At 38.6% G+C, this 23,704-nt stretch carries 25 protein-coding genes; 20 read left to right on the forward strand and 5 right to left on the reverse strand.

The genetic code is table 11. The features are described from left to right. The first annotated feature begins 6 nt into the window (after positions 1-6). The 20 genes from efp to ABVM50_RS11095 all read left to right on the forward strand — a co-directional run bounded on the left by efp (position 7) and on the right by ABVM50_RS11095 (position 19,034). Positions 7-573: an elongation factor P gene (gene efp / locus ABVM50_RS11000; RefSeq protein ID WP_141877642.1), complete on the forward strand. Its 567-nt coding sequence runs from the start codon at positions 7-9 to the stop codon at positions 571-573. A 3-nt stretch (positions 574-576) separates the two neighbouring features. Further along, on the forward strand, positions 577-1,506 hold the full coding sequence (locus ABVM50_RS11005; protein ID WP_405198616.1) for a UDP-3-O-(3-hydroxymyristoyl)glucosamine N-acyltransferase: 930 nt from the start codon (positions 577-579) through the stop codon (positions 1,504-1,506). Positions 1,507-1,511: 5 nt separating this feature from the next. Further along, positions 1,512-1,907: a nuclear transport factor 2 family protein gene (locus ABVM50_RS11010; protein ID WP_405198617.1), complete on the forward strand. Its 396-nt coding sequence runs from the start codon at positions 1,512-1,514 to the stop codon at positions 1,905-1,907. A 106-nt stretch (positions 1,908-2,013) separates the two neighbouring features. Next, positions 2,014-2,379, forward strand: a complete 366-nt coding sequence (locus tag ABVM50_RS11015; protein WP_405198618.1) for a BlaI/MecI/CopY family transcriptional regulator — start codon at positions 2,014-2,016, stop codon at positions 2,377-2,379. Between the two features lies 1 nt (position 2,380). After that, complete coding sequence (locus ABVM50_RS11020; protein ID WP_405198619.1) at positions 2,381-4,369, forward strand: M56 family metallopeptidase; 1,989 nt, start codon at positions 2,381-2,383, stop codon at positions 4,367-4,369. Positions 4,370-4,521: 152 nt separating this feature from the next. Continuing rightward, on the forward strand, positions 4,522-5,397 hold the full coding sequence (gene sucD / locus ABVM50_RS11025) for a succinate--CoA ligase subunit alpha (RefSeq protein ID WP_405198620.1): 876 nt from the start codon (positions 4,522-4,524) through the stop codon (positions 5,395-5,397). 110 nt (positions 5,398-5,507) lie between these two features. Further along, entirely contained in the window at positions 5,508-6,254 is a 747-nt protein-coding gene (gene fabG, locus ABVM50_RS11030; protein WP_026916300.1) for a 3-oxoacyl-[acyl-carrier-protein] reductase, read from the forward strand. A 12-nt stretch (positions 6,255-6,266) separates the two neighbouring features. Beyond that, a complete protein-coding gene (locus ABVM50_RS11035; RefSeq protein WP_405198621.1) occupies positions 6,267-6,467 on the forward strand; it encodes a hypothetical protein in 201 nt (66 codons plus the stop codon). Between the two features lie 97 nt (positions 6,468-6,564). Beyond that, positions 6,565-8,601 (forward strand): hypothetical protein, encoded by a 2,037-nt coding sequence (locus tag ABVM50_RS11040; RefSeq protein ID WP_405198622.1) that lies wholly within the window; start codon positions 6,565-6,567, stop codon positions 8,599-8,601. Between the two features lie 14 nt (positions 8,602-8,615). Next, entirely contained in the window at positions 8,616-9,431 is an 816-nt protein-coding gene (locus ABVM50_RS11045) for a prohibitin family protein (RefSeq protein ID WP_141877650.1), read from the forward strand. A 210-nt stretch (positions 9,432-9,641) separates the two neighbouring features. Further along, the gene (hisG, locus tag ABVM50_RS11050; RefSeq protein WP_405198623.1) at positions 9,642-10,505 is read left to right on the forward strand and encodes an ATP phosphoribosyltransferase; all 864 of its coding nucleotides are present in this window, start codon (positions 9,642-9,644) and stop codon (positions 10,503-10,505) included. A 9-nt stretch (positions 10,506-10,514) separates the two neighbouring features. Next, a complete protein-coding gene (gene hisD, locus ABVM50_RS11055) occupies positions 10,515-11,801 on the forward strand; it encodes a histidinol dehydrogenase (protein ID WP_405198624.1) in 1,287 nt (428 codons plus the stop codon). After that, positions 11,801-12,847 carry a histidinol-phosphate transaminase gene (gene hisC, locus ABVM50_RS11060; RefSeq protein ID WP_405198625.1) on the forward strand — a complete coding sequence of 349 codons (1,047 nt, stop codon included), beginning with the start codon at positions 11,801-11,803 and terminating at the stop codon, positions 12,845-12,847. The genes hisD and hisC overlap by 1 nt, the downstream gene beginning before the upstream one ends. Next, the gene (hisB, locus tag ABVM50_RS11065) at positions 12,844-13,983 is read left to right on the forward strand and encodes a bifunctional histidinol-phosphatase/imidazoleglycerol-phosphate dehydratase HisB (protein ID WP_405198626.1); all 1,140 of its coding nucleotides are present in this window, start codon (positions 12,844-12,846) and stop codon (positions 13,981-13,983) included. Before hisC ends, hisB begins: the two co-directional genes overlap by 4 nt. After that, entirely contained in the window at positions 13,983-14,564 is a 582-nt protein-coding gene (hisH, locus tag ABVM50_RS11070; RefSeq protein ID WP_405198627.1) for an imidazole glycerol phosphate synthase subunit HisH, read from the forward strand. Before hisB ends, hisH begins: the two co-directional genes overlap by 1 nt. Position 14,565: 1 nt before the next feature. Next, positions 14,566-15,294 carry a 1-(5-phosphoribosyl)-5-[(5-phosphoribosylamino)methylideneamino]imidazole-4-carboxamide isomerase gene (hisA, locus tag ABVM50_RS11075; RefSeq protein ID WP_405198628.1) on the forward strand — a complete coding sequence of 243 codons (729 nt, stop codon included), beginning with the start codon at positions 14,566-14,568 and terminating at the stop codon, positions 15,292-15,294. A 51-nt stretch (positions 15,295-15,345) separates the two neighbouring features. Beyond that, complete coding sequence (hisF, locus tag ABVM50_RS11080; protein ID WP_405198629.1) at positions 15,346-16,101, forward strand: imidazole glycerol phosphate synthase subunit HisF; 756 nt, start codon at positions 15,346-15,348, stop codon at positions 16,099-16,101. Positions 16,102-16,105: 4 nt separating this feature from the next. Continuing rightward, on the forward strand, positions 16,106-16,726 hold the full coding sequence (hisIE, locus tag ABVM50_RS11085) for a bifunctional phosphoribosyl-AMP cyclohydrolase/phosphoribosyl-ATP diphosphatase HisIE (protein ID WP_405198630.1): 621 nt from the start codon (positions 16,106-16,108) through the stop codon (positions 16,724-16,726). 19 nt (positions 16,727-16,745) lie between these two features. Beyond that, a complete protein-coding gene (locus tag ABVM50_RS11090; protein ID WP_405198631.1) occupies positions 16,746-17,555 on the forward strand; it encodes a choice-of-anchor L domain-containing protein in 810 nt (269 codons plus the stop codon). Between the two features lie 312 nt (positions 17,556-17,867). Beyond that, positions 17,868-19,034 carry a T9SS type B sorting domain-containing protein gene (locus ABVM50_RS11095; protein WP_405198632.1) on the forward strand — a complete coding sequence of 389 codons (1,167 nt, stop codon included), beginning with the start codon at positions 17,868-17,870 and terminating at the stop codon, positions 19,032-19,034. Between the two features lie 28 nt (positions 19,035-19,062). Here the strand turns inward: ABVM50_RS11095 and ABVM50_RS11100 are convergent, their stop codons facing one another. The 5 genes from ABVM50_RS11100 to ABVM50_RS11120 form a co-directional block, all read right to left on the reverse strand. Next, positions 19,063-19,914: a pirin family protein gene (locus ABVM50_RS11100; RefSeq protein WP_405198633.1), complete on the reverse strand. Its 852-nt coding sequence runs from the start codon at positions 19,912-19,914 to the stop codon at positions 19,063-19,065. 6 nt (positions 19,915-19,920) lie between these two features. Next, entirely contained in the window at positions 19,921-20,655 is a 735-nt protein-coding gene (locus ABVM50_RS11105) for an NYN domain-containing protein (RefSeq protein ID WP_141877660.1), read from the reverse strand. Between the two features lie 106 nt (positions 20,656-20,761). After that, positions 20,762-21,916, reverse strand: a complete 1,155-nt coding sequence (locus ABVM50_RS11110; protein WP_405198634.1) for a hypothetical protein — start codon at positions 21,914-21,916, stop codon at positions 20,762-20,764. 114 nt (positions 21,917-22,030) lie between these two features. Continuing rightward, complete coding sequence (locus ABVM50_RS11115) at positions 22,031-22,909, reverse strand: cation diffusion facilitator family transporter (protein ID WP_298525855.1); 879 nt, start codon at positions 22,907-22,909, stop codon at positions 22,031-22,033. Between the two features lie 35 nt (positions 22,910-22,944). Next, the gene (locus ABVM50_RS11120; protein ID WP_405198635.1) at positions 22,945-23,703 is read right to left on the reverse strand and encodes a sulfite exporter TauE/SafE family protein; all 759 of its coding nucleotides are present in this window, start codon (positions 23,701-23,703) and stop codon (positions 22,945-22,947) included. Between the last annotated feature and the right edge of the window lies 1 nt (position 23,704).

Raw genomic sequence — 23,704 nt, forward strand, 5'->3', positions numbered from 1 at the left:
AAACTTATGGCTAGTACCAGTGATATCAGAAACGGTTTATGTATTCGTTACAACCACGATATTTATAAGATAACCGAATTTTTACATGTAAAACCGGGGAAAGGTCCGGCATTCGTTAGAACTAAACTAAAAAGTGTTACTACAGGAAAAGTTCTTGATAATACATTTTCCGCAGGGCATAAGATTGAAGATATTCGAGTTGAAACTCATAAATTTCAGTTCTTATATGAAGATGGCGAATTCTGGCATTTCATGAACGTGGAAGATTATACACAAATTCGACTTACCGAAAATGCCCTGGATATGCCGAAGCTTTTGAAGGAAGGCGAAGTGGTAACAATTCTTATTAATACTGAAGATAACATGCCACTTTCAGTAGAAATGCCCGGAAGTGTAGTATTAGAAGTTACACATACAGAACCTGGTTTAAAAGGAAACACCGCTACAAATGCTACAAAACCAGCAACCGTAGAAACTGGTTATGAGGTGAATGTTCCTCTTTTTATCAATGAAGGTGATAAGATCAAGATCGAAACCGAAAAAGGTACTTACAAAGAGAGAATTAAGGAATAATCTATGAAATTCCCTCAAGAACATAAGCTATCTCAGATAGCAGATCTTATTGATTGTTCGTATGTAGGTGATGCAGATTTTCCTGTTCTGGGTATGAATGAGATTCACGTGGTGAATCCGGGAGATATCGTTTTTGTAGATCATCCTAAGTATTATGATAAAGCACTCAACTCTGCAGCGACTGTTATTCTTATTAATAAAGAAGTGGACTGTCCAGATGGGAAAGCTTTGCTAATTTCTGAAGACCCATTTCGCGATTTCAATAAGCTTACACGCTATTTTAAGCCATTCGAAAAGCTACATGCTACTATCGCAGAATCTGCAAAGATCGGCGAAGGATCTATCGTGCAACCAAACGCCGTTATTGGTAATAATGTTTCCATTGGTAAGAACTGTCTTATCCACGCAAATGTTACCATCGGTGATAATTGTGTGATTGGTGATCATGTGATTATCCATAGTGGAACGGTACTGGGCGGTGATGCTTTTTATTATAAAAAGAGAACAGAAGGATTTGATAAATTATTATCAGGTGGTAGAGTAGTAGTGCAGGACCATGTAGAGATAGGAACGAATTGTTCGATAGATCGCGGGGTTACTGGAGATACTACAATCGGTGAAGGTTCCAAGCTGGATAATTTAATTCAGATCGGGCATGATACTGTTATCGGAAAAAATTGTTTATTAGCATCTCAAATTGGAATAGCCGGTTGTGTAATCGTAGAAGACGATGTCACGATCTGGGGACAGGTTGGAATTAGAAGTGATGTTCGAATTGCTACAGGAACGGTTCTTATGGCACAATGCGGAGTTTCAAAGGATACTACACCTGGCACAACCTATTGGGGCACGCCTTTTGGTGAAGTACGAACAAAACTTAGAGAATATGCGGCGATTAAACAATTGCCGGAGATTGTCAAAAAATTAAAATAAGATTTATGGATCTAGAGACTAAAGATATTGTAACCAAATTTTATGAATCCAACTTCTATAAAGATGAAGAAGTGCTGAAAGCATATCTTCATCCAGATGTTGAATTACGCTGGTACGGTACTACAGGATTCAGAAAATTAAATTTGGAAGGCATTTCTGAGATCACGAAAGAGATTTCAGAATCATACGAATCATTGCGAGCTGAGACTGAAAAGATCATCTCCAATGGGAATGAAGCTGCTATCCATTTTACCTATTTCGTAAGAACTATAGAAAACCCCGAAGAGGAAATGCCGCTAGCGCATTTCGTCGCAATGTGGGAGCTGAAAGATGGAAAACTCTACAAGGGCACTCAAATTAGTCAGCTAGGTGAAGAGATCGACGATGATCCCTGGTCATAAAACTTTAAACCCTCTGATTATCAGAGGGTTTTTTTATAAATAATCGCTTCTACGTTTGTAGAATGGGATATTTATTCTACATTTGTAGAGAATCAATATCTTTTCTATGTCACTCTCTAATGCGGAAGAAGAACTAATGCAATTGCTCTGGAAAAAGGAGAAAGCTTTTATGAAAGAACTTATCGAAGCTTATCCCGATCCAAAACCTGCAACCACGACTATCGCAACTTTGCTTAAAAGAATGCAGGATAAAAATTTTGTTGCTTATGAGCAGATAGGCCGGTCCAGGGAATATTATCCTAAAGTAAGCAAGAAAGCGTATTTCTCTAAAAGAATGAATGGGATGATCAAATCCTTTTTTGATAACTCTGCCTCGCAGTTTGCATCTTTCTTTACTGAAGAAACAGATCTTACTGATAATGAGTTGAAGAAATTGAGAAAACTGATTGATGATAAAATAAAACAGGATTGAGATGCTTGAGTATATCTTAAAATCTGCGGGATGTTTGCTGGTTCTTTTTGCCTTCTATAAATTTTTTCTGGAAGCTGAAAAATTCAACAGGCTAAAGCGTTTTTATCTGATCTTCATGCTGTTGTTTTCAGCGATCCTGCCATTCATTAGCATTTCTTACGAGGTTGCGGCCAAAGAATTCGTTGACACTGCGCCGATGATAGTAAAACCATCTGAAAACTCATCGATTGTACAGGAAATTGGTTTTTTCGACCAGTATGGGAGTCAGATATTGCTAACCATTTATTTCATAGGGTATTTCGCTTTTTTGCTTCGGTTTTTATGGAATCTTAATAGAATGCGATTGACGATAAAAACAGGTCAGCTTAAAAAAGAACTTCCGTATATCTATGTGCTGCTTGGTACTTCCATCAATCCTTTCAGTTTCCTGCATTACATATTTTTCAGTAGAAAGGAATTTAAGAACGCACAGATTTCAGAAGCGGTGATAGCACATGAAAAAGCGCATGTAGATCAAAAACATTCCTGGGATCTTCTATTTCTGGAACTGGTGAATGCGATTTTCTGGTTCAATCCAATATTTATATACATCAAAAATTCCATCAAATTAAACCATGAGTTTCTCGCAGATGAGCAAGTACTTGCAAAGCATCAAAATCTGAGAGATTACAGTGAACTTCTTTTAGGTTACAGCCGGGGACAGGATCATAACGTTCTGGCAAGTCCCATTAATCATTCATTAATCAAAAAACGAATACTTATGATGACAAAAAATCTTTCAGCCAGACGGCTGAGTATGAAAATGCTGGTATTGATACCCATTCTTGGTGGTTGCATCTATACTTTCAATCAAGAAATTGTAGCGAAGCCAGTGCTATCAATTGATGAGAACTCGGAATTGATCGAGCTTCAGAAGAAAAAATCGGTTTATATCACAGTGAACAAAGAAGATATTCTATTGTACGACAAGCCAGTATCTCTTAAGGATTTTGCTGAAGAGTTGGATAAAATTACAAAGGACTGGAACAACTGGCAGTTGAAAAACCCATATTTTTATGTAGACTTCGCTAATTCAACTACTGGGTTTATTGAAAAACTTAATGCTGAGTATCGCAAAACTGAACTATCCAGAATTTCAGGAACTGAGTTTCTAGCTCCAAGCACTCCAGAAACTGGTGCAACACCGCCACCACCTCCGCCACCGCCAGTACAGGCTGTAGAAGGCAGAGATCCAGCCTCCAAAAGCTCAAATTCAAGTGTTGGAGAACAGAGAGACAATCTCTTCAGTATTCAGGTATCCGGCAACACGCTTCGAGTAAACGGAGTAAAAACGAATCCTAATAAGTTAAGTGAAACTCTGGATAAGCTTTCCGAAGGGAAAACAGACGAAGAGCTGAAAAATTATAATTTCAGAATGCAAGTGATCGACCCTGCACCTGGACTTATGGAATCTCTGAATAGTGAATTCAGAAAAAGCAGAATGTCTAAAGTTAGCGGTCATGATATACTTCCACCGCCGCCTCCAGTGCACCGTGGTGAAGATCATCAAGTTCCAAAGCCACCAAAACCGCCTAAATCAGCAAAACCACAAAAGGCACCAAAACCACCAAAACCTCCCAAGCCTCCCAAGGCGCCTAAAACAGGGAAATATGTAACAGTTGAGGAAGACTTAGTAGCCACTGAATCCTTAGAGGTAAACTATATCAAGGTAGAGATGGACAGTAAAGACCAGAAATTAAAGGACAGGTCAAAAGTTAAAGACAAGAACAAACAAAAAGCAGTACCAAATCCTCCAGCACCGCCAACTGCTCCAGATCCATTAAAAACTATCAAGAAAATCAATGCAGAGGGTGGCAGTTTTTTTTATAATGGCAAAAAGATCTCGGCTAAAAAAGCAACTAAGATTATAGAATCAAAGAACTATACGAAGATCGTTGTCAACCAAACAGGAGATTCCGAAGGTTCTATGAAGATTACGGGAAGTAGATAATTTTAGAAATTCAGATGTAAACTCCCCCGGGAATTTTCATTTCAGGTTAATTTTATATCAACTTTAAGGTTTTTTCTCGCAATAATCTATAAAATGACTTTAGGTTTTATATTTAAAAACATACTTTTGTGTTCCAAAATTAAAAGACATTTATGAGCGTTTTAGTCAATAAAGATTCTAAAGTAATCGTGCAGGGTTTTACCGGTAGTGAAGGTACTTTCCATGCTGAACAAATGATAGAATACGGTACAAATGTAGTTGGTGGAGTTACTCCTGGTAAAGGAGGACAAAAGCATCTTGATAAGCCAGTTTTTAATACAGTTTCTGAAGCTGTAGAGCAGGTTGGAGCAGATGTTTCTATCATCTTCGTACCACCAGCTTTCGCTGCAGATGCCATTATGGAGGCTGCCGATGCTGGAATTAAAGTGATTATTACTATTACTGAAGGAATACCTGTATCAGACATGGTAAAGGCTTCAGATTATATTAAAGACCGTGATTGCAGACTTATTGGGCCTAACTGTCCAGGTGTGATCACTCCAGGAGAAGCTAAAGTTGGTATTATGCCAGGTTTTGTTTTCAAAAAAGGAAAAGTTGGAATCGTTTCTAAATCCGGTACGCTTACTTATGAAGCTGCAGATCAGGTTGTAAAACAAGGTCTTGGTATCACTACTGCGATTGGTATTGGTGGAGATCCAATTATTGGAACTACTACGAAAGAAGCTGTAGAATTGTTGATGAACGATGATGAAACTGAGTGTATCGTTATGATCGGTGAAATTGGAGGTCAGCTTGAGGCTGATGCTGCACAGTGGGTAAAACAAAACGGTAACAGAAAGCCAGTTGTTGGATTTATCGCTGGAGAAACTGCTCCTGCTGGACGTACAATGGGACATGCCGGTGCGATCGTTGGAGGAAGTGAAGACACTGCTCAGGCTAAAAAGAAAATTTTAAGAGAGAATGGAATCCACGTGGTTGATTCTCCTGCTGAAATAGGGATGAAAGTTGCTGAAGTTTTAAAAGGATAAGCAAACCCGAAATAATTTGAAACCCTTCTTATACTCTAAGAAGGGTTTTTTTATGCAATGCATTAGGCTTTTGCTATATTTGGAAAGACAATTAACCAAGATCAAGTTATATGAAATTACTACAAGGAAAGAATGCCATCATCACAGGTGGTAGTAGAGGTATTGGAAAAGGAATCGCTCAGGTTTTTGCCGAGCATGGAGCCAATGTCGCATTCACCTATAATTCTTCGGCACAGTCTGCTGAAGATCTTGCAAAAGAATTAGAAGCTAAAGGTGTAAAAGCTAAAGCCTATCAATCTAATGCTGCCAGTTTCGAAGAAGCACAGAAATTGATCGATGATGTAAATGCTGAATTTGGATCTATAGACATCGTGATCAACAACGCTGGTATTACAAAGGATAACCTTTTAATGCGAATGAGCGAAGCAGATTTTGACAAGGTGATCGAGGTTAATCTGAAGTCTATTTTTAATATGACCAAAGCCGTACAAAGAACCATGCTTAAGCAACGTTCTGGTAGTATCATTAATATGAGTTCTGTAGTAGGAGTTACTGGAAATGCCGGACAATCAAACTACGCAGCTTCTAAAGCTGGGATCATTGGGTTTTCAAAATCGATGGCTCAGGAACTTGGTTCCAGGAATATCAGGACAAATGTAGTGGCTCCAGGATTTATTGAAACCGAAATGACCGAAAAGCTTGACGAAAAAACAGTACAGGGCTGGAGAGATTCGATTCCTCTAAAACGTGGTGGAAAGCCTGAAGATATTGCGAATACGTGTGTGTATCTTGGTAGTGACTTGAGTTCTTACGTGACCGGTCAGGTGATTCATGTAGATGGCGGAATGCATACTTAATTGAATAATCTTATGAATATAAAATTGAATTGGAGTCAATGGAAGGGACTTGCTATAATGGTTCTATCTGGAATCGCTACTTATTTGTTGCCTCAGGATTCTTTATTTCAGACTTTTGCCGGGGCATTAATGGGAGTGGGAGTAGCTATTCTTCTGAAATTTATTCCGTTTAAATGGAGTGAATTAAATTTTAGAAAAAGATCTGCGAATTAGGCTTGATATCTTCAAGGTTGAAAATAATCGAGCTTTGTAGCTTACAGATACTATAATCACACTATAATTTGTATTTTCACTATACCAACGTGAATTAATGAACATTCAAATAATATTATTGATAACCCTGGCGCTTTTAATAGCTCTGGGGTTTTCTTTTTTTCAGAATCTTTATAAGAACACGAAAAGTTCCGGGAATTATGCACTTTTCGGACTTCGTAGTTTTTCTATATTTCTGATTCTTTTACTGCTTATTAATCCCAAGATCACTCATACTGAACGAATTCAGGTGAAAGAGAAACTGGTAATATTATCCGATGCTTCAGAGTCCATTAAAATTCTTCAGAAGGATTCTGTTCTTCAGAACTTTCAAAACAAGATTCTCTCTTCAGAAAAACTGAATGACAAATTCGAAATTATCAATTATAACTTCGGAAGGGGCCTGCTAACTTCAGATAGCACTTCATATTTCAGTGAAGACCTCACCAATATTCAGCAGTCTTTAAAACAGGCTGAAGAGCTAATGAATAACAATAAAGGTGTACTTGTTTTACTAAGTGATGGAAATCAAAATACCGGCAGAGACTTTCGATATCATAAATCTTCTGAAACTACTGAAATACTACCTGTAATCGCAGGCGATACGAGTAGTTTTGAAGATGTAGCTATTCAGCGCATCAATGTAAACAGGTATGCCTTCCTGAATAATAAATTTCCTGTTGAACTTTTTCTGAACTATTCTGGATCTAATGAACGTAATACGAAGCTGCAGATTCTGAACTCGGGAAAAGTTGTATTTCAGAAGGACCTTAAATTTTCTAAAAACAATAGATCAATTATTGTAAATGCTGAACTGGAAGCTAAAAGTATCGGACTCAAAAACTATACTGCCAGGCTTAGCCAAATACCAGATGAGAAGAATTTCAGAAACAATACTGAAAACTTCTCCGTCGAAATTGTAGACGAAAGCTCTAAGATCATGATTCTAAGTCCAGGTCCTCATCCGGATCTGGGAGCTTTGAAGGCTGCTATTGAATCGAACTCACAACGTAAGGTTGAGATACAATATATTCCTGATTTTAATAATAATGAAATATCTGATATGCAGTTATTTATACTGTACAATGTAAACCGAAACTTTCAAAAAACTATAGAGTCAATCTCTGGTCTTGAGGCAGGAAAGTTGTTCATTACAGGTCCCGAAACTGACTGGCAATTTCTGAACGAACTCCAATTAGGATTCTCCAAGAACAGCATCGATCAACCACAGGATGTGTTTGCTGTAAAGAACGACAACTTTGCCATTTATCAACCAAAAGATTTAGCCTACGAAGATCTACCGCCCTTACAAATTGCATTTGGAGAAACGGAAATTGATGCAAATCGTTACGCAGTGCAGTTATATCAAAAAATACAGGGAGTCGAAACTGATAGTCCGCTTCTTGCCGTTTCCAGAGTCAAACCAAAAATAGGTCTGCTTACGGGTGAGAATATTTGGCGCTGGAGAGCGGCAAGTTTTCGGAAAGACCAGAATTTCGAGCAGGTCAATGGGTTTATTAGTGATTTGGTACAGAATTTAAGTGCTGTGAAATCTAATGAAAGATTGATCGTAGAGCATCCTCAATCATTTCTGGAGAATGAACTTGTAGAAATAAGTGCTGCTTATTACGATGAAAATTACAGCTTCGATTCTGGTGAAAACCTTGATATTAGTATTTTGGATAGTCTGGGGAATACTGTTTTAAATTCCAGCCTTGTAGTCAGGAATCTTCAATATATAGCAGAGATTGGGAATCTTGCACCTGGGAATTACACTTATAAATTACAGGCTGAAAATACGAATCTTCTAAAAAACGGAGCTTTCAACGTGCTCGATTATAATGCGGAAGAGCAACAGCAAACAGCAAACCTGGCATCCATGCAATTCCTGGCCACGAACAATAATTCAACTGTTTTTTACGAAGATCAGTTTAAAACCTTTGAAGACTATTTGTTGAAGAATGATAGTCACAGGCCAGTTCTTAAAAGCGAACAAAAAACCGTACCTTTGATAGACTGGTACTACCTGCTATTTCTTGTTGTATTTGCCCTTGCCCTGGAATGGTTTTACCGAAAATATAAGGGTCTAATTTAACTTCAAAAATTTATATGGAAAGATTACCTAAAATTGGTATCCCGTTATTTATCGGGTTAGTCATTGTAATAATTTTACTTGCAAAATCTACTGTAACTATCGATTCCGGAGAAGCCGGAGTACTTTACAAAACATTTGGTGGTGGTGTTGTAACTGAAGGAAGTCCTCTTTCTGAAGGATTTCACGTGGTTGCACCCTGGAACAAAGTTTTTGTCTACGAAGTGCGTCAACAATCCATCGATGAAGAAATGACTGTATTATCTTCAAACGGTCTGGAAATTAGCCTGGATGCTTCCGTATGGTTTCAGCCAGAATACGAAGCTCTTGGTAAGTTACACCAGGAAAAAGGAGAGGCTTACATTCAACGTTTACTTCAGCCGGCAATAAGATCTGCAACAAGAGCTGTGGTAGGACGTTACAATCCGGAGCAACTATATGCCAGTAAGCGGGAAGCAATTCAGAAGGAAATCTTCGATGAAACAAACCTGCTTCTCGAAGATCAATATGTTCAGGTAAATGAAGTTTTAGTAAGAGATGTTTCCTTACCGTCTACGATCAAAGATGCGATCGAACGTAAACTTAGACAGGAACAGGAGTCGCTTGAGTACGAATTCCGACTTTCAAAAGCAGAGCAGGAAGCAGAAAGACAAAGAATTGATGCTGAAGGTAAAGCACGTGCGAACACTATTCTTAGTGAATCGCTGACAGATAAAGTACTTCAGGAAAAAGGAATTCAGGCTACCGTAGAACTGGCAAAATCACCAAATAGTAAGGTGATTGTTATAGGTTCTGGTGAAGGTGGAATGCCAATTATTCTTGGTGACAATTAATAAACAAATATTAAAAATTAAAAAACTGGTTTTATAATTCAGATTTTTATTTAGCTTTGGCATCACAATGACGAATTTTAATGTACATCACCATCATTTTTTACTCCACGCTCAAGCGAGGTAAATGTGATATGTTGTAACACTAACTATAATATCATGACCCGTTTGAGAAATCAAGCGGGTTTTTTTATTCCTAATATTAACTAAATTATGAGTCAGCAAAAATTAAGGATCGCAGTACAGAAGTCAGGAAGACTTTTTGAAGATTCTATCAAGGTTTTAAAAGATGCAGGTATTTCCATCGATAATGGTAAAGAGCAGCTAAAAGCATCATCGAGAAATTTTCCATTAGAAGTGATGTATCTACGTAATGGTGATATTCCTCAATATTTGAGGGATGGTGTGGTAGATGTTGCTATCATTGGTGAAAACGTACTTATTGAGAAGGGAAAAGATATTATTAGAGGAGAGAAACTAGGTTTTTCCAAGTGCAAAGTTTCCCTCGCGGTTCCTAAGTCCTTTAAATACAACGGTATTAAAGACCTTGACGGACTCAAAATTGCGACTTCTTACCCAAATACAGTAAAGGACTATTTACAGGAGAAGGGTATCTCTGCCGATCTTCATATTATTAATGGTTCTGTTGAAATTGCTCCTAATATTGGGCTTGCAGATGCTATTTGCGATATTGTATCCAGCGGAAGTACACTATTTAAAAACGGACTCAAGGAAGTTGAAGTAATGCTGAAAAGTGAAGCGGTACTGGCCATATCTCCTAAAATTTCTGAAGAGCGTAAGCAGATACTTGAAAAACTGCAATTCAGATTAAAATCTGTTTTGAACGCGCGAACTTCAAAATATATTCTACTGAATGCCCCTGATGATAAATTGGAAAAGATTATTAGTCTGCTTCCCGGGATGAGAAGTCCAACTGTTTTACCTTTGGCAGAGAAGGGATGGAGTTCGATCCATACCGTAATCAATGAAGATAGATTTTGGGAAGTTCTGGACGAACTGAAAATGAATGGTGCTGAAGGAATTCTGGTAGCACCAATAGAAACTATGGTACTTTAATTTACAATGATGAACACGATCAACAATCCTGACAGATCTAAGTGGAGCGAAATCTTAAGGCGACCAACTCAAACGGTTGCCGATATTGAGCAAACAGTGCATAAGGTTTTTGATGAGATCAGACTTACAGGAGATGCTGCAGTTAGAAAATATACTCAAGCTTTCGACGGAATCGAACTAGATACATTCAAGGTTACTGCTTCTGAAATGGATGCAGCCTCCGCTGAAATTTCTCAGGAATTGAAAGAGGCGATAGCACTGGCTAAAAAGAACATCGAAATATTTCATGCAGCACAGAGAACTGAAAGAGTTGTTGTGGAAACCATGAATGGAGTAAAATGCTGGCAGGAAAAAAAGGCAATACAGAAAGTAGGACTTTATATTCCTGGAGGAACTGCACCTTTATTTTCTTCTATTTTGATGCTGGCAACTCCGGCAAATATTGCCGGTTGCGAGGAGATCGTACTCTGTACACCACCAGATAAGAATGGAAACGTAAATCCTGCAGTTTTATATACGGCGAAATTGTGCGGAGTAACACAGGTTTTTAAAATTGGTGGAATCCAGGCGATTGGAGCAATGACCTTTGGTACCGAAAGTGTACCCAGAGTTTATAAGATCTTTGGACCAGGGAATCAATTTGTAACTGTTGCAAAACAGCTAGCTACAAGATACCAGGTAGCGATAGATATGCCTGCAGGACCATCAGAATTGCTGGTGTATGCAGATGATTCAGCGAACCCGGCTTTTGTTGCTTCAGACCTGTTGAGTCAGGCAGAACATGGTGTGGATAGCCAGGTGATTATGGTAAGTACTTCAGAAAAAATGCTGAAGCTGGTAAGTGATGAAGTAGAAAAGCAGCTCGATGAACTACCTCGAAAGGCCATTGCGCAACAGGCGATCGAAAACTCCAAGCTTATTCTGATAGAATCCGAAGAGACCGCTCTGGAGCTAATTAATGAGTATGGACCAGAGCATTTTATAGTATGTTCAGCCAATGAGAATTATTTTGTGGAAAATATTGTGAATGCAGGATCTGTTTTTATTGGGAATTATGCTCCGGAAAGTGCCGGTGATTATGCTTCAGGTACGAATCACACTTTGCCAACCAATGGCTATGCAAAACAATATAGCGGGGTGAATCTTGATAGTTTTATGAAGCAGATCACTTATCAGAAAGTTTCAGAAGAAGGAATTAAAAATATTGGCCCAGCGATTGAATTAATGGCAGAAGCTGAAGGATTACAGGCTCATAAAAATGCCGTAACTCTAAGATTAAAATCACTGAACCAATAATGAATTTCGATCTGAATAATCTCGTAAGAGACAATGTGAAAAGTCTTCTGCCATACTCGTCTGCCAGAGATGAATACAAAACTGATGGTGAAGCTATGATTTTTCTGGATGCGAATGAAAATCCGTTTGAAAACGGACTGAATCGATATCCAGATCCACAGCAAATGCTTTTAAAATCCAAAATTTCAGAAATTAAGCAGGTACCTGAAAAGCAAATATTGCTCGGCAATGGGAGTGATGAAGTTCTGGATCTTATATTCAGGGCATTCTGTGAACCTGGAAAAGATAACGTTATAAGTTTGCCACCAACTTACGGAATGTACAAGGTGCTTTCTGGAATTAATAATGTTGAAAATCGTGAAGTGCTGCTAACTTCAGAATTTGAACCTGACGTGGAAGCCATTCTTGAAGCTACAGATACTAAGACCAAATTGTTGTTTCTGTGCTCTCCTAATAATCCATCCGGAAATTCTTTTAATGCCGACCTTGTAAAGAAGCTTTTAGAATCGTTTAATGGCCTGGTCGTCATCGATGAAGCCTATATAGACTTTTCAGACGTTGCAGGATGGTCACAATCGCTTGATACATATCCAAATCTTATCATTACTCAAACTTTCTCTAAAGCCTTCGGGATGGCCGGGATCAGGTTGGGAATGCTATTCGCTTCAGCAGAAATCATTAAAATTCTGAACAGGATCAAGCCTCCATACAACGTAAATGAATTAACGCAGCAGAGAGCAATCAAAGGTCTTCAGAATTATTCAGATATAAAACAGCAAGTCATTGATATTAAGAATGAAAGGAATATATTATCTAAACAGTTACTTCAGTTAGAATATGTTACGAAGATATTTCCTTCAGATGCCAATTTTTTACTCATAAAGGTGGATGATGCAGATCAAAGATATATGGAATTGATCGGTAAAGGTATTGTCGTAAGAAATAGAAGCAAGCAGCCTCTTTGCGAAAATTGTCTTCGAATTACGGTAGGAACAGCATCAGAAAATCAAAATTTACTCAAGGCCTTCAAAGAATTAGAATCATGAAAAAAGTATTGTTTATAGATCGGGATGGAACTCTTATCCACGAACCTGAAGATTACCAGATCGACAGTATCGATAAGCTGGTGTTTTATCCCCAGGCGATTACTTACCTGAATAAAATAGCCAAAGAACTGGATTATGAACTGGTGATGGTTACCAATCAGGACGGACTTGGAACCGACAGTTTCCCTGAATCAGATTTCTGGCCTTACCAAAATTTTATTACCAGAACTTTTGAAAGCGAAGGCGTAAAATTTTCAGAACAGTTAATCGATCGCACGTTTGCAAAAGACAATGCGAAAACCCGCAAACCCAATACAGGACTGCTGGAGGAGAATTATTTAGATAATAATGAATATGATCTTCAGCAATCATTTATGATAGGGGACAGGCTTACGGATATGGAATTTGCCATGAACTTTGGAGGAAAAGGCATCTTTATAGATACACATGAAGATCTGGCTGCAGACGAAATTTCGAAAGATAAAGAAGAAGTAAGTCAGCATATTGCTTTAAAAACCGCTTCCTGGAAGGAGATCTATGAATTTTTAAAACTTAAGGATCGTACAGCCGGGATCGAGAGAAAAACGAATGAGACCGATATTAAGATCGATCTAAACCTGGATGGTACTGGGAAAAGCGATATTAGTACCGGTATCGACTTTTTCGATCATATGCTGGATCAATTAGCCAGGCATGGACAAATGGACCTTACGATTAAAGTAAAGGGTGATCTGGAAGTGGATGAACACCACACCATCGAGGATACAGCCATTGCACTTGGTGAAGTGTTCAATAAAGCACTTGGAAATAAGCTTGGAATGGAACGATATGGTTTCTGTTTACCAATGGACGATTGTCTTGCCCAGGTGGCTATTGATTTTGGTGGTAGAAACTGGCTGGTTTGGGAAGCAGATTTCAAACGCGAAATGATTGGTAAAATGCCTACGGAAATGTTCTTTCACTTCTTTAAGTCATTTACAGATGGTGCCAGAGCTAATTTAAATATCAAAGCTGAAGGTTCGAATGAACATCATAAGATCGAGGCGATATTTAAAGCTTTTGCCAAGGCGATAAAAATGTCGGTTAAACGAGATACAGAAAAAATGATCCTTCCATCTACAAAAGGAATGCTATAATGAAAATTGCAATTATCGACTACGGGGCAGGAAATATACAGTCTATAAAGTTTGCCGTTCAAAGATTGGGTTTTGAAGCTGTTCTTTCCAGTAATGCCGAAGAAATTCGAGATGCTGACAAGGTTATTTTTCCGGGGGTTGGAGAAGCTGGAAGCGCTATGAGAATGTTGCGATCCACTGGTTTAGACAAACTTATTCCAAATTTGAAACAACCGGTACTTGGAATTTGCCTGGGAATGCAGTTAATGTGTAAATCTTCGGAAGAAGGAAATACTACTGGATTAGGTATCTTCGATGCTGAAGTGAAGAAATTTAATGCAGATCTAAAAGTGCCTCAGATTGGTTGGAATACGATCACTGAACTTCAAGGCAAACTTTTTGAAAATGTGTCTGCAGAAGAATATGTTTACCTGGTGCACAGTTTTTATGTTCCCGAATGCAGCGATGAAATTGCCAGAACGAATTACGGAGTTGATTATTCAACTGCATTGAACAGGGATAATTTTTACGGCGTACAGTTTCACCCCGAAAAAAGCAGCAAAACCGGAGAACAGATTTTAAAGAACTTTTTGAACTTATAATATGCGAATTATTCCTGCGATAGATATTATCGACGGCAAGTGTGTAAGACTCTCTAAAGGAGATTACAACTCAAAGAAAATTTACAACGAGGATCCTCTGGAAGTGGCTAAATCTTTTGAAGCTCATGGTATCAAATATCTTCACCTGGTAGATCTTGATGGAGCAAAATCCAGTCATATTGTTAACCACAAAATTCTGGAATCTATTGCCTCAAAAACTTCTTTAAAAGTAGATTTTGGTGGCGGACTTAAAACAGATAAAGATCTGGAGATCGCTTTTGAATGTGGTGCGAACCAGATTACCGGTGGAAGTATCGCGGTAAAAGATCCGGAGATCTTCAAATCCTGGCTTTCCAAATTTGGAGCTGAAAAGATCATTCTTGGAGCAGATGCTCGAAATAAAAAGATTGCGGTTTCAGGTTGGCTGGAAGAATCCAAACAGGAGGTGATTCCTTTTATTCAGAATTTTGAAACTGAAGGTATCAAATATGTGATCTGTACAGATATTAGCAAGGACGGAATGCTTGAAGGTCCATCTTTTGATCTTTATGCTGAGATTCTGGACGAAACTAAAGATATTAAATTGATCGCTTCTGGTGGAATTTCTCATTTCGATGAACTTCCAAAGTTGCAGGAACTTGGTTGCGAAGGCGTGATCATAGGTAAAGCGATCTATGAGAATCGTATTAGTCTGAAACAACTTGAAAATTATATTTTAGAAAACGAATAGGAGTAGACCTCTTAACTAAGAACTACTCAAAAACCTTGAAATTTAAGACCTGTGCTTACAAAAAGAATAATTCCCTGTCTGGATATTAAAAATGGCCGAACGGTAAAGGGCGTCAATTTTGTTGACTTGCGTGATGCTGGTGATCCTGTAGAACTGGCCGCTGCTTATGCCGAAAAAGGAGCAGACGAACTGGTGTTCCTGGATATTTCAGCTACTGAAGAAAAGAGAAGAACGCTCGCGAAACTTGTTCTTGATGTAGCAGAACAACTTAATATTCCTTTTACTGTAGGCGGCGGAATTTCTTCCGTAGAAGATGTAGATATACTTCTGAAGAATGGTGCAGATAAAGTGTCTATAAATTCTTCCGCAGTAAAGAACCCTGATCTTATTAATCAATTATCTGATAAATTTGGGAGTCAGTGTGTGGTGGTTGCTATTGATGCTAAAAATATTGATGGCAAATGGACGGTTCACCTGGTTGGAGGAAAAGTTCCAACAGAACTGGATCTTTTTGAATGGGCCAAAGAAGTAGAAAGCCGTGGGGCTGGAGAGATCCTGTTCACTTCCATGGATCACGATGGTACCAAGAATGGTTTTGCTAATGAAGCCTTAGCCAGGCTTTCAGAAGAATTGAATATACCGATCATTGCCTCTGGAGGTGCAGGGAATATTCAGCATTTTGAAGATACCTTTAAGGAAGGTAAAGCTGATGCTGCTCTGGCTGCAAGCGTTTTTCACTTTAAAGAAATTGAAATTTCAGATCTAAAAAACAGTCTTAAAAATTCCGGAATTCCGGTAAGAATATAATATTATGGATATCGATTTTAATAAAAATAACGACGGACTCGTTCCTGCGATCATTCAGGATCAGGATACTGGTAAGGTATTGATGCTTGGGTATATGAATGAGGAAGCATATCTGAAAACCAACGAATCCAAAAAAGTAACCTTTTTCAGTAGAACCAAGCAGAGACTATGGACCAAAGGTGAGGAAAGTGGAAATTTCCTGAACCTGGTTTCTATAAAACTTGATTGTGATAAGGATACTTTACTCATCAAAGTTCGCCCTGAAGGACCTGTTTGCCATAAAGGAACCGACACTTGCTGGGCTGAGGAAAACTCAACAGAATATGGTTTTCTTACAGAATTGGAAGGTATTATCGCCAGCAGGAAAAAGCTGAGTGAGACACCTAAGGAAAACAGACAGGAAAATGAGAATAGTTATGTGGTTTCATTGTTCGATAAAGGGCTCAATAAGATTGCGCAGAAAGTTGGTGAAGAAGCTGTAGAAGTGGTAATTGAAGCCAAGGATAATGACGAGAACCTTTTCCTCAATGAAAGTGCAGATCTGTTATTTCACTATATGATCCTGCTTAAAGCTAAAGGTTATGGACTTGAGGATATCGTAAAAGTTCTCAAGAAGAGACATTAAGAGTTAGTTCAAGACATTAATGAGAAAATTGATCCTGCTATTGTTTCTGCCTGCACTGAGTTTCTCTCAGAGCATTCAGGTCGATCAGGATCGATATACTGCCCAGGAACTTATTGAAGAAGTACTAATACAAAGTGACTGCATTACAGATGTGGTTGTGACAAATGTTTCCGGAGCAAATTTTACCGATGGCAGTAAGAGTTTTGGGTATTTTGATGCAGCCGGCACAGAATTTCCAATTAGTAGTGGACTGGTTTTAAGTACGGGAAAGCTAAATACCATTTCTGAACCTACTTCTAACCTGGCGAATGATTTTCATTCTGGTTGGGTTGGTGATAGTCAGTTAGAGGCAGAACTCAATATAGACTCCTATAACGCCACTATCATAGAATTTGATTTTGTGCCTAATGTGGCCGGCATTAGTTTTCGATATCTTTTTGCTTCTGAAGAATATCAGTTTGATAATTCAGTGACATGTTATTTTTCTGATGCATTTGCTTTTTTCATTCGGAAGGCAGATGAGACCACTTATGAAAACCTTGCGGTCGTCCCGGGTACTCAAACTCCCATTTTGAATACGACCGTACATCCTTTTATTTCTGATAATTGTCCGGCCGTTAACGAGGCTTATTTTGATCGATTCAATTTTGATGCTGAAACGATATTTGATGGTCAGACGAAAGTTCTTAATGCTGTCGCAGATGTCATCCCTGGTGAAACCTACCATGTGAAGCTAGTAATCGCTGATGATATCAATGATAAATATGATTCTGCAGTATTCCTGGAAGCTGGAAGTTTTCAATCTAGCGCAGACCTTGGTCTCGATTGACTGGTTCAGAATAATGATGCTATTTGCTATGGGGAGAGTGTAATACTTAAGCCGGCTACAGCAACAGGAGATCAGGTAGAGTGGTACAGGAATGGTATTCTGCTACAGGATGAGACAGGAGATCAACTTCTTGTAACCGCACCGGGTGAATACTCCATTGAATTAACTTCTACGGAAGGCTGTATTGCACAGGGCAATGTCATAATAGAATATTATCCTCAAATAGATTATAGCCCGGCAGAACTTGTAGCTTGCGGTTTTTCTGATACTGAAACTGCCAGGTTCAACTTGCCTGAAAGTGCTTCCCAAATTTTGAATCCGAGTCAGAGAACGGTGGTAGAGGAGTTTTTTATAAATAGATCAGACGCAGAAAACGGTGTTAATCAGATTACGGATCCTGAAAATTACAATTCTGGTCCGGCAATCGTTTACGGGACTGTTCATGATGGTTTTGGATGTTCTGAAATCACAGAGATAAAACTTACTATAGCTTCTGAAACCATTTTGGACGCATTTACGATTTGTTCAGCTGAAGGATCTGGTAGTAATGACATAGAAATCAGCGATCTTAGAGATCATCTTTTTGAAGAAAACAATAATGCTTCTGACTTCCAGATCTACTTAAGTAAAAACGATGCTTTAAATGAGGAATCTGAAATACTAACAGACATTTCATTTTCTGAAATACAACAGGAAAAGCTATATGTGAAACTTCTTGATCAGGAAGCTTGTTTAGGTTTTGCGGTTTTACCAATTCAAAATACTGGTGCGGCTGAACTTCCAGAAGATTTGGTATTAAGTTTATGCAATGCTAATCAAGAAGAAATGTTGCTTGATTCTGGTCGGGACTCAAATGCTTCAGAAGATTTTACTTTTCAATGGTTTTACGAAGAGGAGCTACTTCCGCAGTCATCCTCTAAAATTTACGTTTCTCAACCTGGAACATATAATGTAGAAGTTACCAATCAAAATTCCTGCGTAAGTTCAAGAAACTTCGAGGTCAATCTTATAGAAGCAGCCATCATTCAGGAGGTGGATATAAGGAATCTTGATAATGGATACGAAGTGGAGATTGATATTAGTGGAAATGCAACCTATGAATATTCGCTGGACGATACCGGGCAATTTCAGCCGAGTTCGATTTTTAACAATGTCTCGCCTGGAATTCATACGGTCTATGTTCGAGATACCAAGGCTTGCAAGGTGATTTCAAAAGAAATATCCATATTTGGATATGATCACTTTTTCACCCCAAATGGCGATGGCATCAATGATACCTGGACCATTCACGGTATTGCCACAGATTATATTGTACAGATCTATAACAGGTATGGTAAATTATATACTGTGCTGGACCCTAAGAATACCAGGTGGAACGGCAAATTCGAAAATGTAGATTTACCCGCTGGAGAATACTGGTTTAGTCTGATTCAAAACGGAGAAGTGAGTTTAACTGGACACTTCAGCTTAATAAGATAGATAGCGCCGGAAAAAATTTGTTATCAATCTAATCCCAGCTACCCATTTTTCCGGAGTGAAAATCATCATAAGCCTGCCTGATCTCATCTTCAGAATTCATCACGAATGGCCCGCCAAAAACAACATTTTCGTTTAGTGGTTTAGCATGACCAATCAATAGTTTACTTTTTATTGAAGCTTTGATATACAGAATTTCAGAGTTATTGGAGAATTCAGCTAGATGTAAGGCTGGTACCAGAATATCATTCACCCGCAGTTCTCCGGAAATTACATAAAAGAAGATCGTTTCGTCTCTGGGAATTTCTAGTTCAACAGAAGTGTTTGCATTAAAATCTACTACAGCCAGATCCACAGAGGTTGGAGTATCAAAAGCTCCACGAATACCTTTAAAGTTTCCTGAAACGACCTGGGCTTTTACAGATTTTTCCTCATTTTCCCAGACGGAGATCTGCTTCTTCTGCAAACCTTTATACTGTGGTTGCATCATCTTCAGTCTTTGAGGAAGATTCACCCACAATTGAAGGATTTCGAGATCACCCCCATTCTTTTTAAATTCTTCTGAAGAGACTTCGGCATGTAAGAGTCCGCTTCCCGCAGTCATCCACTGCACGCCCCCGGCTTTAATTACACTAGTATGTCCACCAGTATCCTTATGCGTGATATCACCTTCAATGATAAAAGTGACCGTTTCCATACCCCGATGTGGATGCGGGCCGAACGGTAATCCAGGGTTGTTCGCATCATAGGTTTGCGGACCGTGATGATTTAAGAACAGAAAAGGATCCAGCATTTGCAAATCCCTGGATGGCATGGGAGACCAGGTCTTAAGATCTCCAATAGGACGATATTCGGCTTTATGTAGTTTCTTTATATTCCGCATTAGTTGTTACTTATTTCGAACATAGATAAGCTTAAAACGGGAATTGGAATTCTCTCTGGATTCTATTTCAAATTTTTCAATAGAATCTATCATTGGAGTTAGTTTCTGGAAACCATAGTTACGCGAATCAAAATTCGGTTGTTTCTTCTGAAGTAAACTTCCAACATCTCCAAGGAATGCCCAGCCATCTTCATCGGCAACATCAGAAATGGTTTGTGAGATAAGTCGAACCACCTTTGGAGTGATCTTGTCTACATTCTGTTTTCTACTCTCCTTGGTTTTAGCCTTGTCATTTTCATTGTCCTTAGAATTATTCTTCAGGATTTCGATGTAAATGAATTTATCGCAGGCAACAATGAATGGATCTGGAGTCTTTTTTTCACCGATTCCAATTACTTTCATGCTAGCCTCACGAAGTCTGGTAGCAAGACGTGTAAAATCGGAGTCACTTGAAACCAGGCAGAAGCCATCAACTTTATTAGAGTAGAGGATGTCCATCGCATCGATGATCATAGCAGAATCTGTAGCGTTCTTTCCCTGGGTATATCCATATTGCTGAATTGGCTGAATGGCATTTTCAAGAAGTACACTTTTCCACTTATTCAAGTGCGGTTTGGTCCAGTCTCCGTAAATTCTTTTGATCGTAGGATTACCGTATTTAGCAATCTCTTCCATCATTTCTTTTATATGTGCTGATGGAATATTGTCTCCATCTATGAGCACGGCTAAGTTTGTATCCATTTTTCTGGTTTGGTTGGATAAAGTTAAGGTTAAATTCAGTTTTTGCTAAGAAGAGGGAATAAAAAAAGCCCGGAAAATATTTCCGGGCTACATTAATTTTGAAATTCTAGAATCTGTAAAGTGCATTCATTTTAGATTCTTTTTCAGGCATCAAATAATCCTGAATCAAATAGACTTTTCCGCCCATTTCAATGGTTTTCTTCGCCGCCAGATTCATTAGAGAGCTGTTTTCGCTGGTTTGCTCATCGTCGATCTCAGTTTTCATTTGATCTTCATCATAAGTTCCCCAAATCTCGGCTCTATTTTCAACAAATAGCGTATCGATTCTTCCCTTATGAATTGCCGACATGATATCACTTGGTGCAGAAGAGGTATTTTCTGTCTGACTTTGCTCTTTATATTTCTCAAGCTTGCTGTCGCGATCCTTATCCAGAAATTTTTCCGCAATCTTCAGAGACTTTTCATGCACACCCAGTAGATCTGAGTCATTTGGATTACCATCCACAACTTCATCTACAAGGTGATTGTAAGTATTGGCCTCTTTGTAAATTGAAAATAGATAATCCTGACAGTAAACTATCAATGGTAACTTTTCTTTGTTTAGATAATTCTGAAGTCCTTGATCTACCGCGCGAAAGAATTGTTTGATCTCATCTTTTTCATCTCTTTCACTACCTCCGTGACCGTGAAACTGAGTTTTTTCTCCACCAGCTCCCTGCGTTCTAAATTGCAGAGCTTTTTCCTTATAATCATACCCTACACGTTCTTCAAGTTCTGAAGGTGTAAGATCATCGATATCGATTGGAGTTATAGAATATTTACTGGCCTCATATAATTGCACATCACTTATCTGTAAGGATAATACATGGAATTTCCCATCACCATTCATTGCTGGTATTAATGGTTTCACATAAAACTCTTCGGAAATATACGTGTAAGCTTCAAAATTTACGGGAAGACTGAAGGTTTTGAAGTAGTCTGGAGCAGCGAAAACCGCAAGTCCATCTGACTGATGTCTCCAGAAATCTTTATCATCAAGAAGTTCTTCAAACTTCTTAGACATTGTATCTAACTTACTTTTCTCAATTCCCTTAGCTGAAAGTTTTTTACTTGCCTCAGTCCAAAGTGAATGTAAGTGCTTAAGATTTTTCTGTTCTAAAACTTCTTTTCCACCACGTTGTGTCGGAATAAAAATAGACACACAAGTGTCATTTTTAAAGTTTGCTAGTTCCTTAAATTCCTTTTCATTTATCATAGACATATCTTTAATTTTTTGGTAGTTAAAAGGTAAGTCTATTGTGAAACACTTCAAAGCGAAAGCCCCGTGCTTACTACTAAATCTTTCTTAATTAGTCTCAAAATATTGTGAACTAGCTTAAAGTTCGTCGTCTGGTTCAACATGGATCAGCACATCTGCTACCTGAGGAACATTCTCCAGCACCTGGTCTTTGACTTCATGTGCAATATCGTGACCCTCTTTAACGGTGATATTTGCATCCACTGCAATGTGTAGATCGATGTGGTAGGTCATACCTGTTTTGCGTACGTAACATTTCTCTGTCTCTACCACTCCTGGAACTCCCAGGGCGGCACTTCTAATATCCATTTCTATATCTTCGTAGCGATGCTCATCCATGACTTCTCCCAGAGCCGGTCTAAGGATAAGGTAGGCATTAAACAGAATAAAACCTGAAGCAAAAAGCGCTGCCCAGTCATCAGCGTTTTCGTATCCATCGCCCATCACCAGGGCTATACTTATACCTACAAAGGCCATAAATGATGTAATAGCGTCACTTCTATGGTGCCACGCATCTGCTTTAAGAACAGAACTATCTGTCTCATCGCTTTTTTTAGAAACGAACCTATAGGATAATTCTTTAATAATAATGATGACCGCGAGAACTATGAGTGTATAGGGTTCAGGAACTTCGTGAGGGGTCTGTATATTTTCAATACTCTCATAGGCAATGATCGTGGCTGAAACAATAAGAAAACCAACAACCATGAACGTAATAAGAGGTTCTGCCTTCCCATGCCCGTATGGATGATTTTCGTCTGCAGGTTTGTTGGCATAACGAATGCCTAAAAGAACCAGGAACGAAGAAAAAACATCGGTGGTGGATTCAATGGCATCTGCGATCAAAGCATAAGAGTTCCCAAAGATTCCAGTAACTGCTTTTGCTATTGCCAGCAGTGCATTTCCCGCGATACTAAAATAGGATGCTTTAACTGCCTCTTTGTACTCGGGACGCATAGAAGTGAATTAGGCTGCAAAGCTATTAATTTTAATTATTTCAGCTGATTGTAGATCAATAAAATTCCGCTAACTACCATTAGAATGATCAGTAGCTTCCGGAAGCTTGAACTCTTCATACTACTCAGGAATTTTTTTCCAATGATATTTCCTATTACCGCTCCAAGACCTAAGGCAATTCCGTAGATCCATAATTCGGTATAAAGAAGTCCGAAGAATGTATAACTACCAATTTGTGCGATACCAAGAAAGAATGAGTTCGCCGTTTTGGTCGCGATCAGTTCTTCTTTATCCAATCCCAGATTCAGATAAAAAGGATTGAGAACAGGTCCTAAAGCCCCAATTACAGTTCCTAGGATAGAAACTATAAATCCTAATGGAATGAAATACCATAGTTTAACCGGAAATGATCGTTCCTTCTTTCCGAAGCGGTATTGAAAAACTGTACTTATCAAAAATATTCCAACCAAAATTTGTAACCAGCCCGCATTGATTCGTGTAAAGAACCAGCCAGCGAGTAGTGCACCGAGTAGAGCAGGAGGCACGTAATACCAGAAAACCTGCCAGTTGATATGTTTCCAGAAAAGTATGAGTCGGGCAGGTCTGCCAATAAAAGAACCCAGGTTTAATACAGGCGGTGTTTGCGGAGTTCCAATTAGAAAGTTAAGAAATGGCACAAGAATTAGTGCGCCACCACCACCAGAGATCGTTGAAATAATAAATGCTACAATTCCTGCAAGGAAAAGAATAAGCAAGTATAACAGATCTATATTTTCGAATATGCTGGAAGCCATT

This window comes from Christiangramia sp. LLG6405-1, assembly GCF_045055805.1.
GTDB lineage: Bacteria > Bacteroidota > Bacteroidia > Flavobacteriales > Flavobacteriaceae > Christiangramia.

Excerpts from the sequence above, each read along its gene's own strand:
- efp (WP_141877642.1), top strand. The coding sequence starts at position 7 with ATGGCTAGTACCAGTGATATCAGAAACGGTTTATGTATTCGTTACAAC.
- ABVM50_RS11005 (WP_405198616.1), top strand. The coding sequence starts at position 577 with ATGAAATTCCCTCAAGAACATAAGCTATCTCAGATAGCAGATCTTATT.
- ABVM50_RS11010 (WP_405198617.1), top strand. The coding sequence starts at position 1,512 with ATGGATCTAGAGACTAAAGATATTGTAACCAAATTTTATGAATCCAAC.
- ABVM50_RS11015 (WP_405198618.1), top strand. The coding sequence starts at position 2,014 with ATGTCACTCTCTAATGCGGAAGAAGAACTAATGCAATTGCTCTGGAAA.
- ABVM50_RS11020 (WP_405198619.1), top strand. The coding sequence starts at position 2,381 with ATGCTTGAGTATATCTTAAAATCTGCGGGATGTTTGCTGGTTCTTTTT.
- sucD (WP_405198620.1), top strand. The coding sequence starts at position 4,522 with ATGAGCGTTTTAGTCAATAAAGATTCTAAAGTAATCGTGCAGGGTTTT.
- fabG (WP_026916300.1), top strand. The coding sequence starts at position 5,508 with ATGAAATTACTACAAGGAAAGAATGCCATCATCACAGGTGGTAGTAGA.
- ABVM50_RS11035 (WP_405198621.1), top strand. The coding sequence starts at position 6,267 with ATGAATATAAAATTGAATTGGAGTCAATGGAAGGGACTTGCTATAATG.
- ABVM50_RS11040 (WP_405198622.1), top strand. The coding sequence starts at position 6,565 with ATGAACATTCAAATAATATTATTGATAACCCTGGCGCTTTTAATAGCT.
- ABVM50_RS11045 (WP_141877650.1), top strand. The coding sequence starts at position 8,616 with ATGGAAAGATTACCTAAAATTGGTATCCCGTTATTTATCGGGTTAGTC.
- hisG (WP_405198623.1), top strand. The coding sequence starts at position 9,642 with ATGAGTCAGCAAAAATTAAGGATCGCAGTACAGAAGTCAGGAAGACTT.
- hisD (WP_405198624.1), top strand. The coding sequence starts at position 10,515 with ATGAACACGATCAACAATCCTGACAGATCTAAGTGGAGCGAAATCTTA.
- hisC (WP_405198625.1), top strand. The coding sequence starts at position 11,801 with ATGAATTTCGATCTGAATAATCTCGTAAGAGACAATGTGAAAAGTCTT.
- hisB (WP_405198626.1), top strand. The coding sequence starts at position 12,844 with ATGAAAAAAGTATTGTTTATAGATCGGGATGGAACTCTTATCCACGAA.
- hisH (WP_405198627.1), top strand. The coding sequence starts at position 13,983 with ATGAAAATTGCAATTATCGACTACGGGGCAGGAAATATACAGTCTATA.
- hisA (WP_405198628.1), top strand. The coding sequence starts at position 14,566 with ATGCGAATTATTCCTGCGATAGATATTATCGACGGCAAGTGTGTAAGA.
- hisIE (WP_405198630.1), top strand. The coding sequence starts at position 16,106 with ATGGATATCGATTTTAATAAAAATAACGACGGACTCGTTCCTGCGATC.
- ABVM50_RS11090 (WP_405198631.1), top strand. The coding sequence starts at position 16,746 with ATGAGAAAATTGATCCTGCTATTGTTTCTGCCTGCACTGAGTTTCTCT.
- ABVM50_RS11100 (WP_405198633.1), bottom strand. The coding sequence starts at position 19,914 with ATGCGGAATATAAAGAAACTACATAAAGCCGAATATCGTCCTATTGGA.
- ABVM50_RS11105 (WP_141877660.1), bottom strand. The coding sequence starts at position 20,655 with ATGGATACAAACTTAGCCGTGCTCATAGATGGAGACAATATTCCATCA.
- ABVM50_RS11110 (WP_405198634.1), bottom strand. The coding sequence starts at position 21,916 with ATGTCTATGATAAATGAAAAGGAATTTAAGGAACTAGCAAACTTTAAA.
- ABVM50_RS11115 (WP_298525855.1), bottom strand. The coding sequence starts at position 22,909 with ATGCGTCCCGAGTACAAAGAGGCAGTTAAAGCATCCTATTTTAGTATC.
- ABVM50_RS11120 (WP_405198635.1), bottom strand. The coding sequence starts at position 23,703 with ATGGCTTCCAGCATATTCGAAAATATAGATCTGTTATACTTGCTTATT.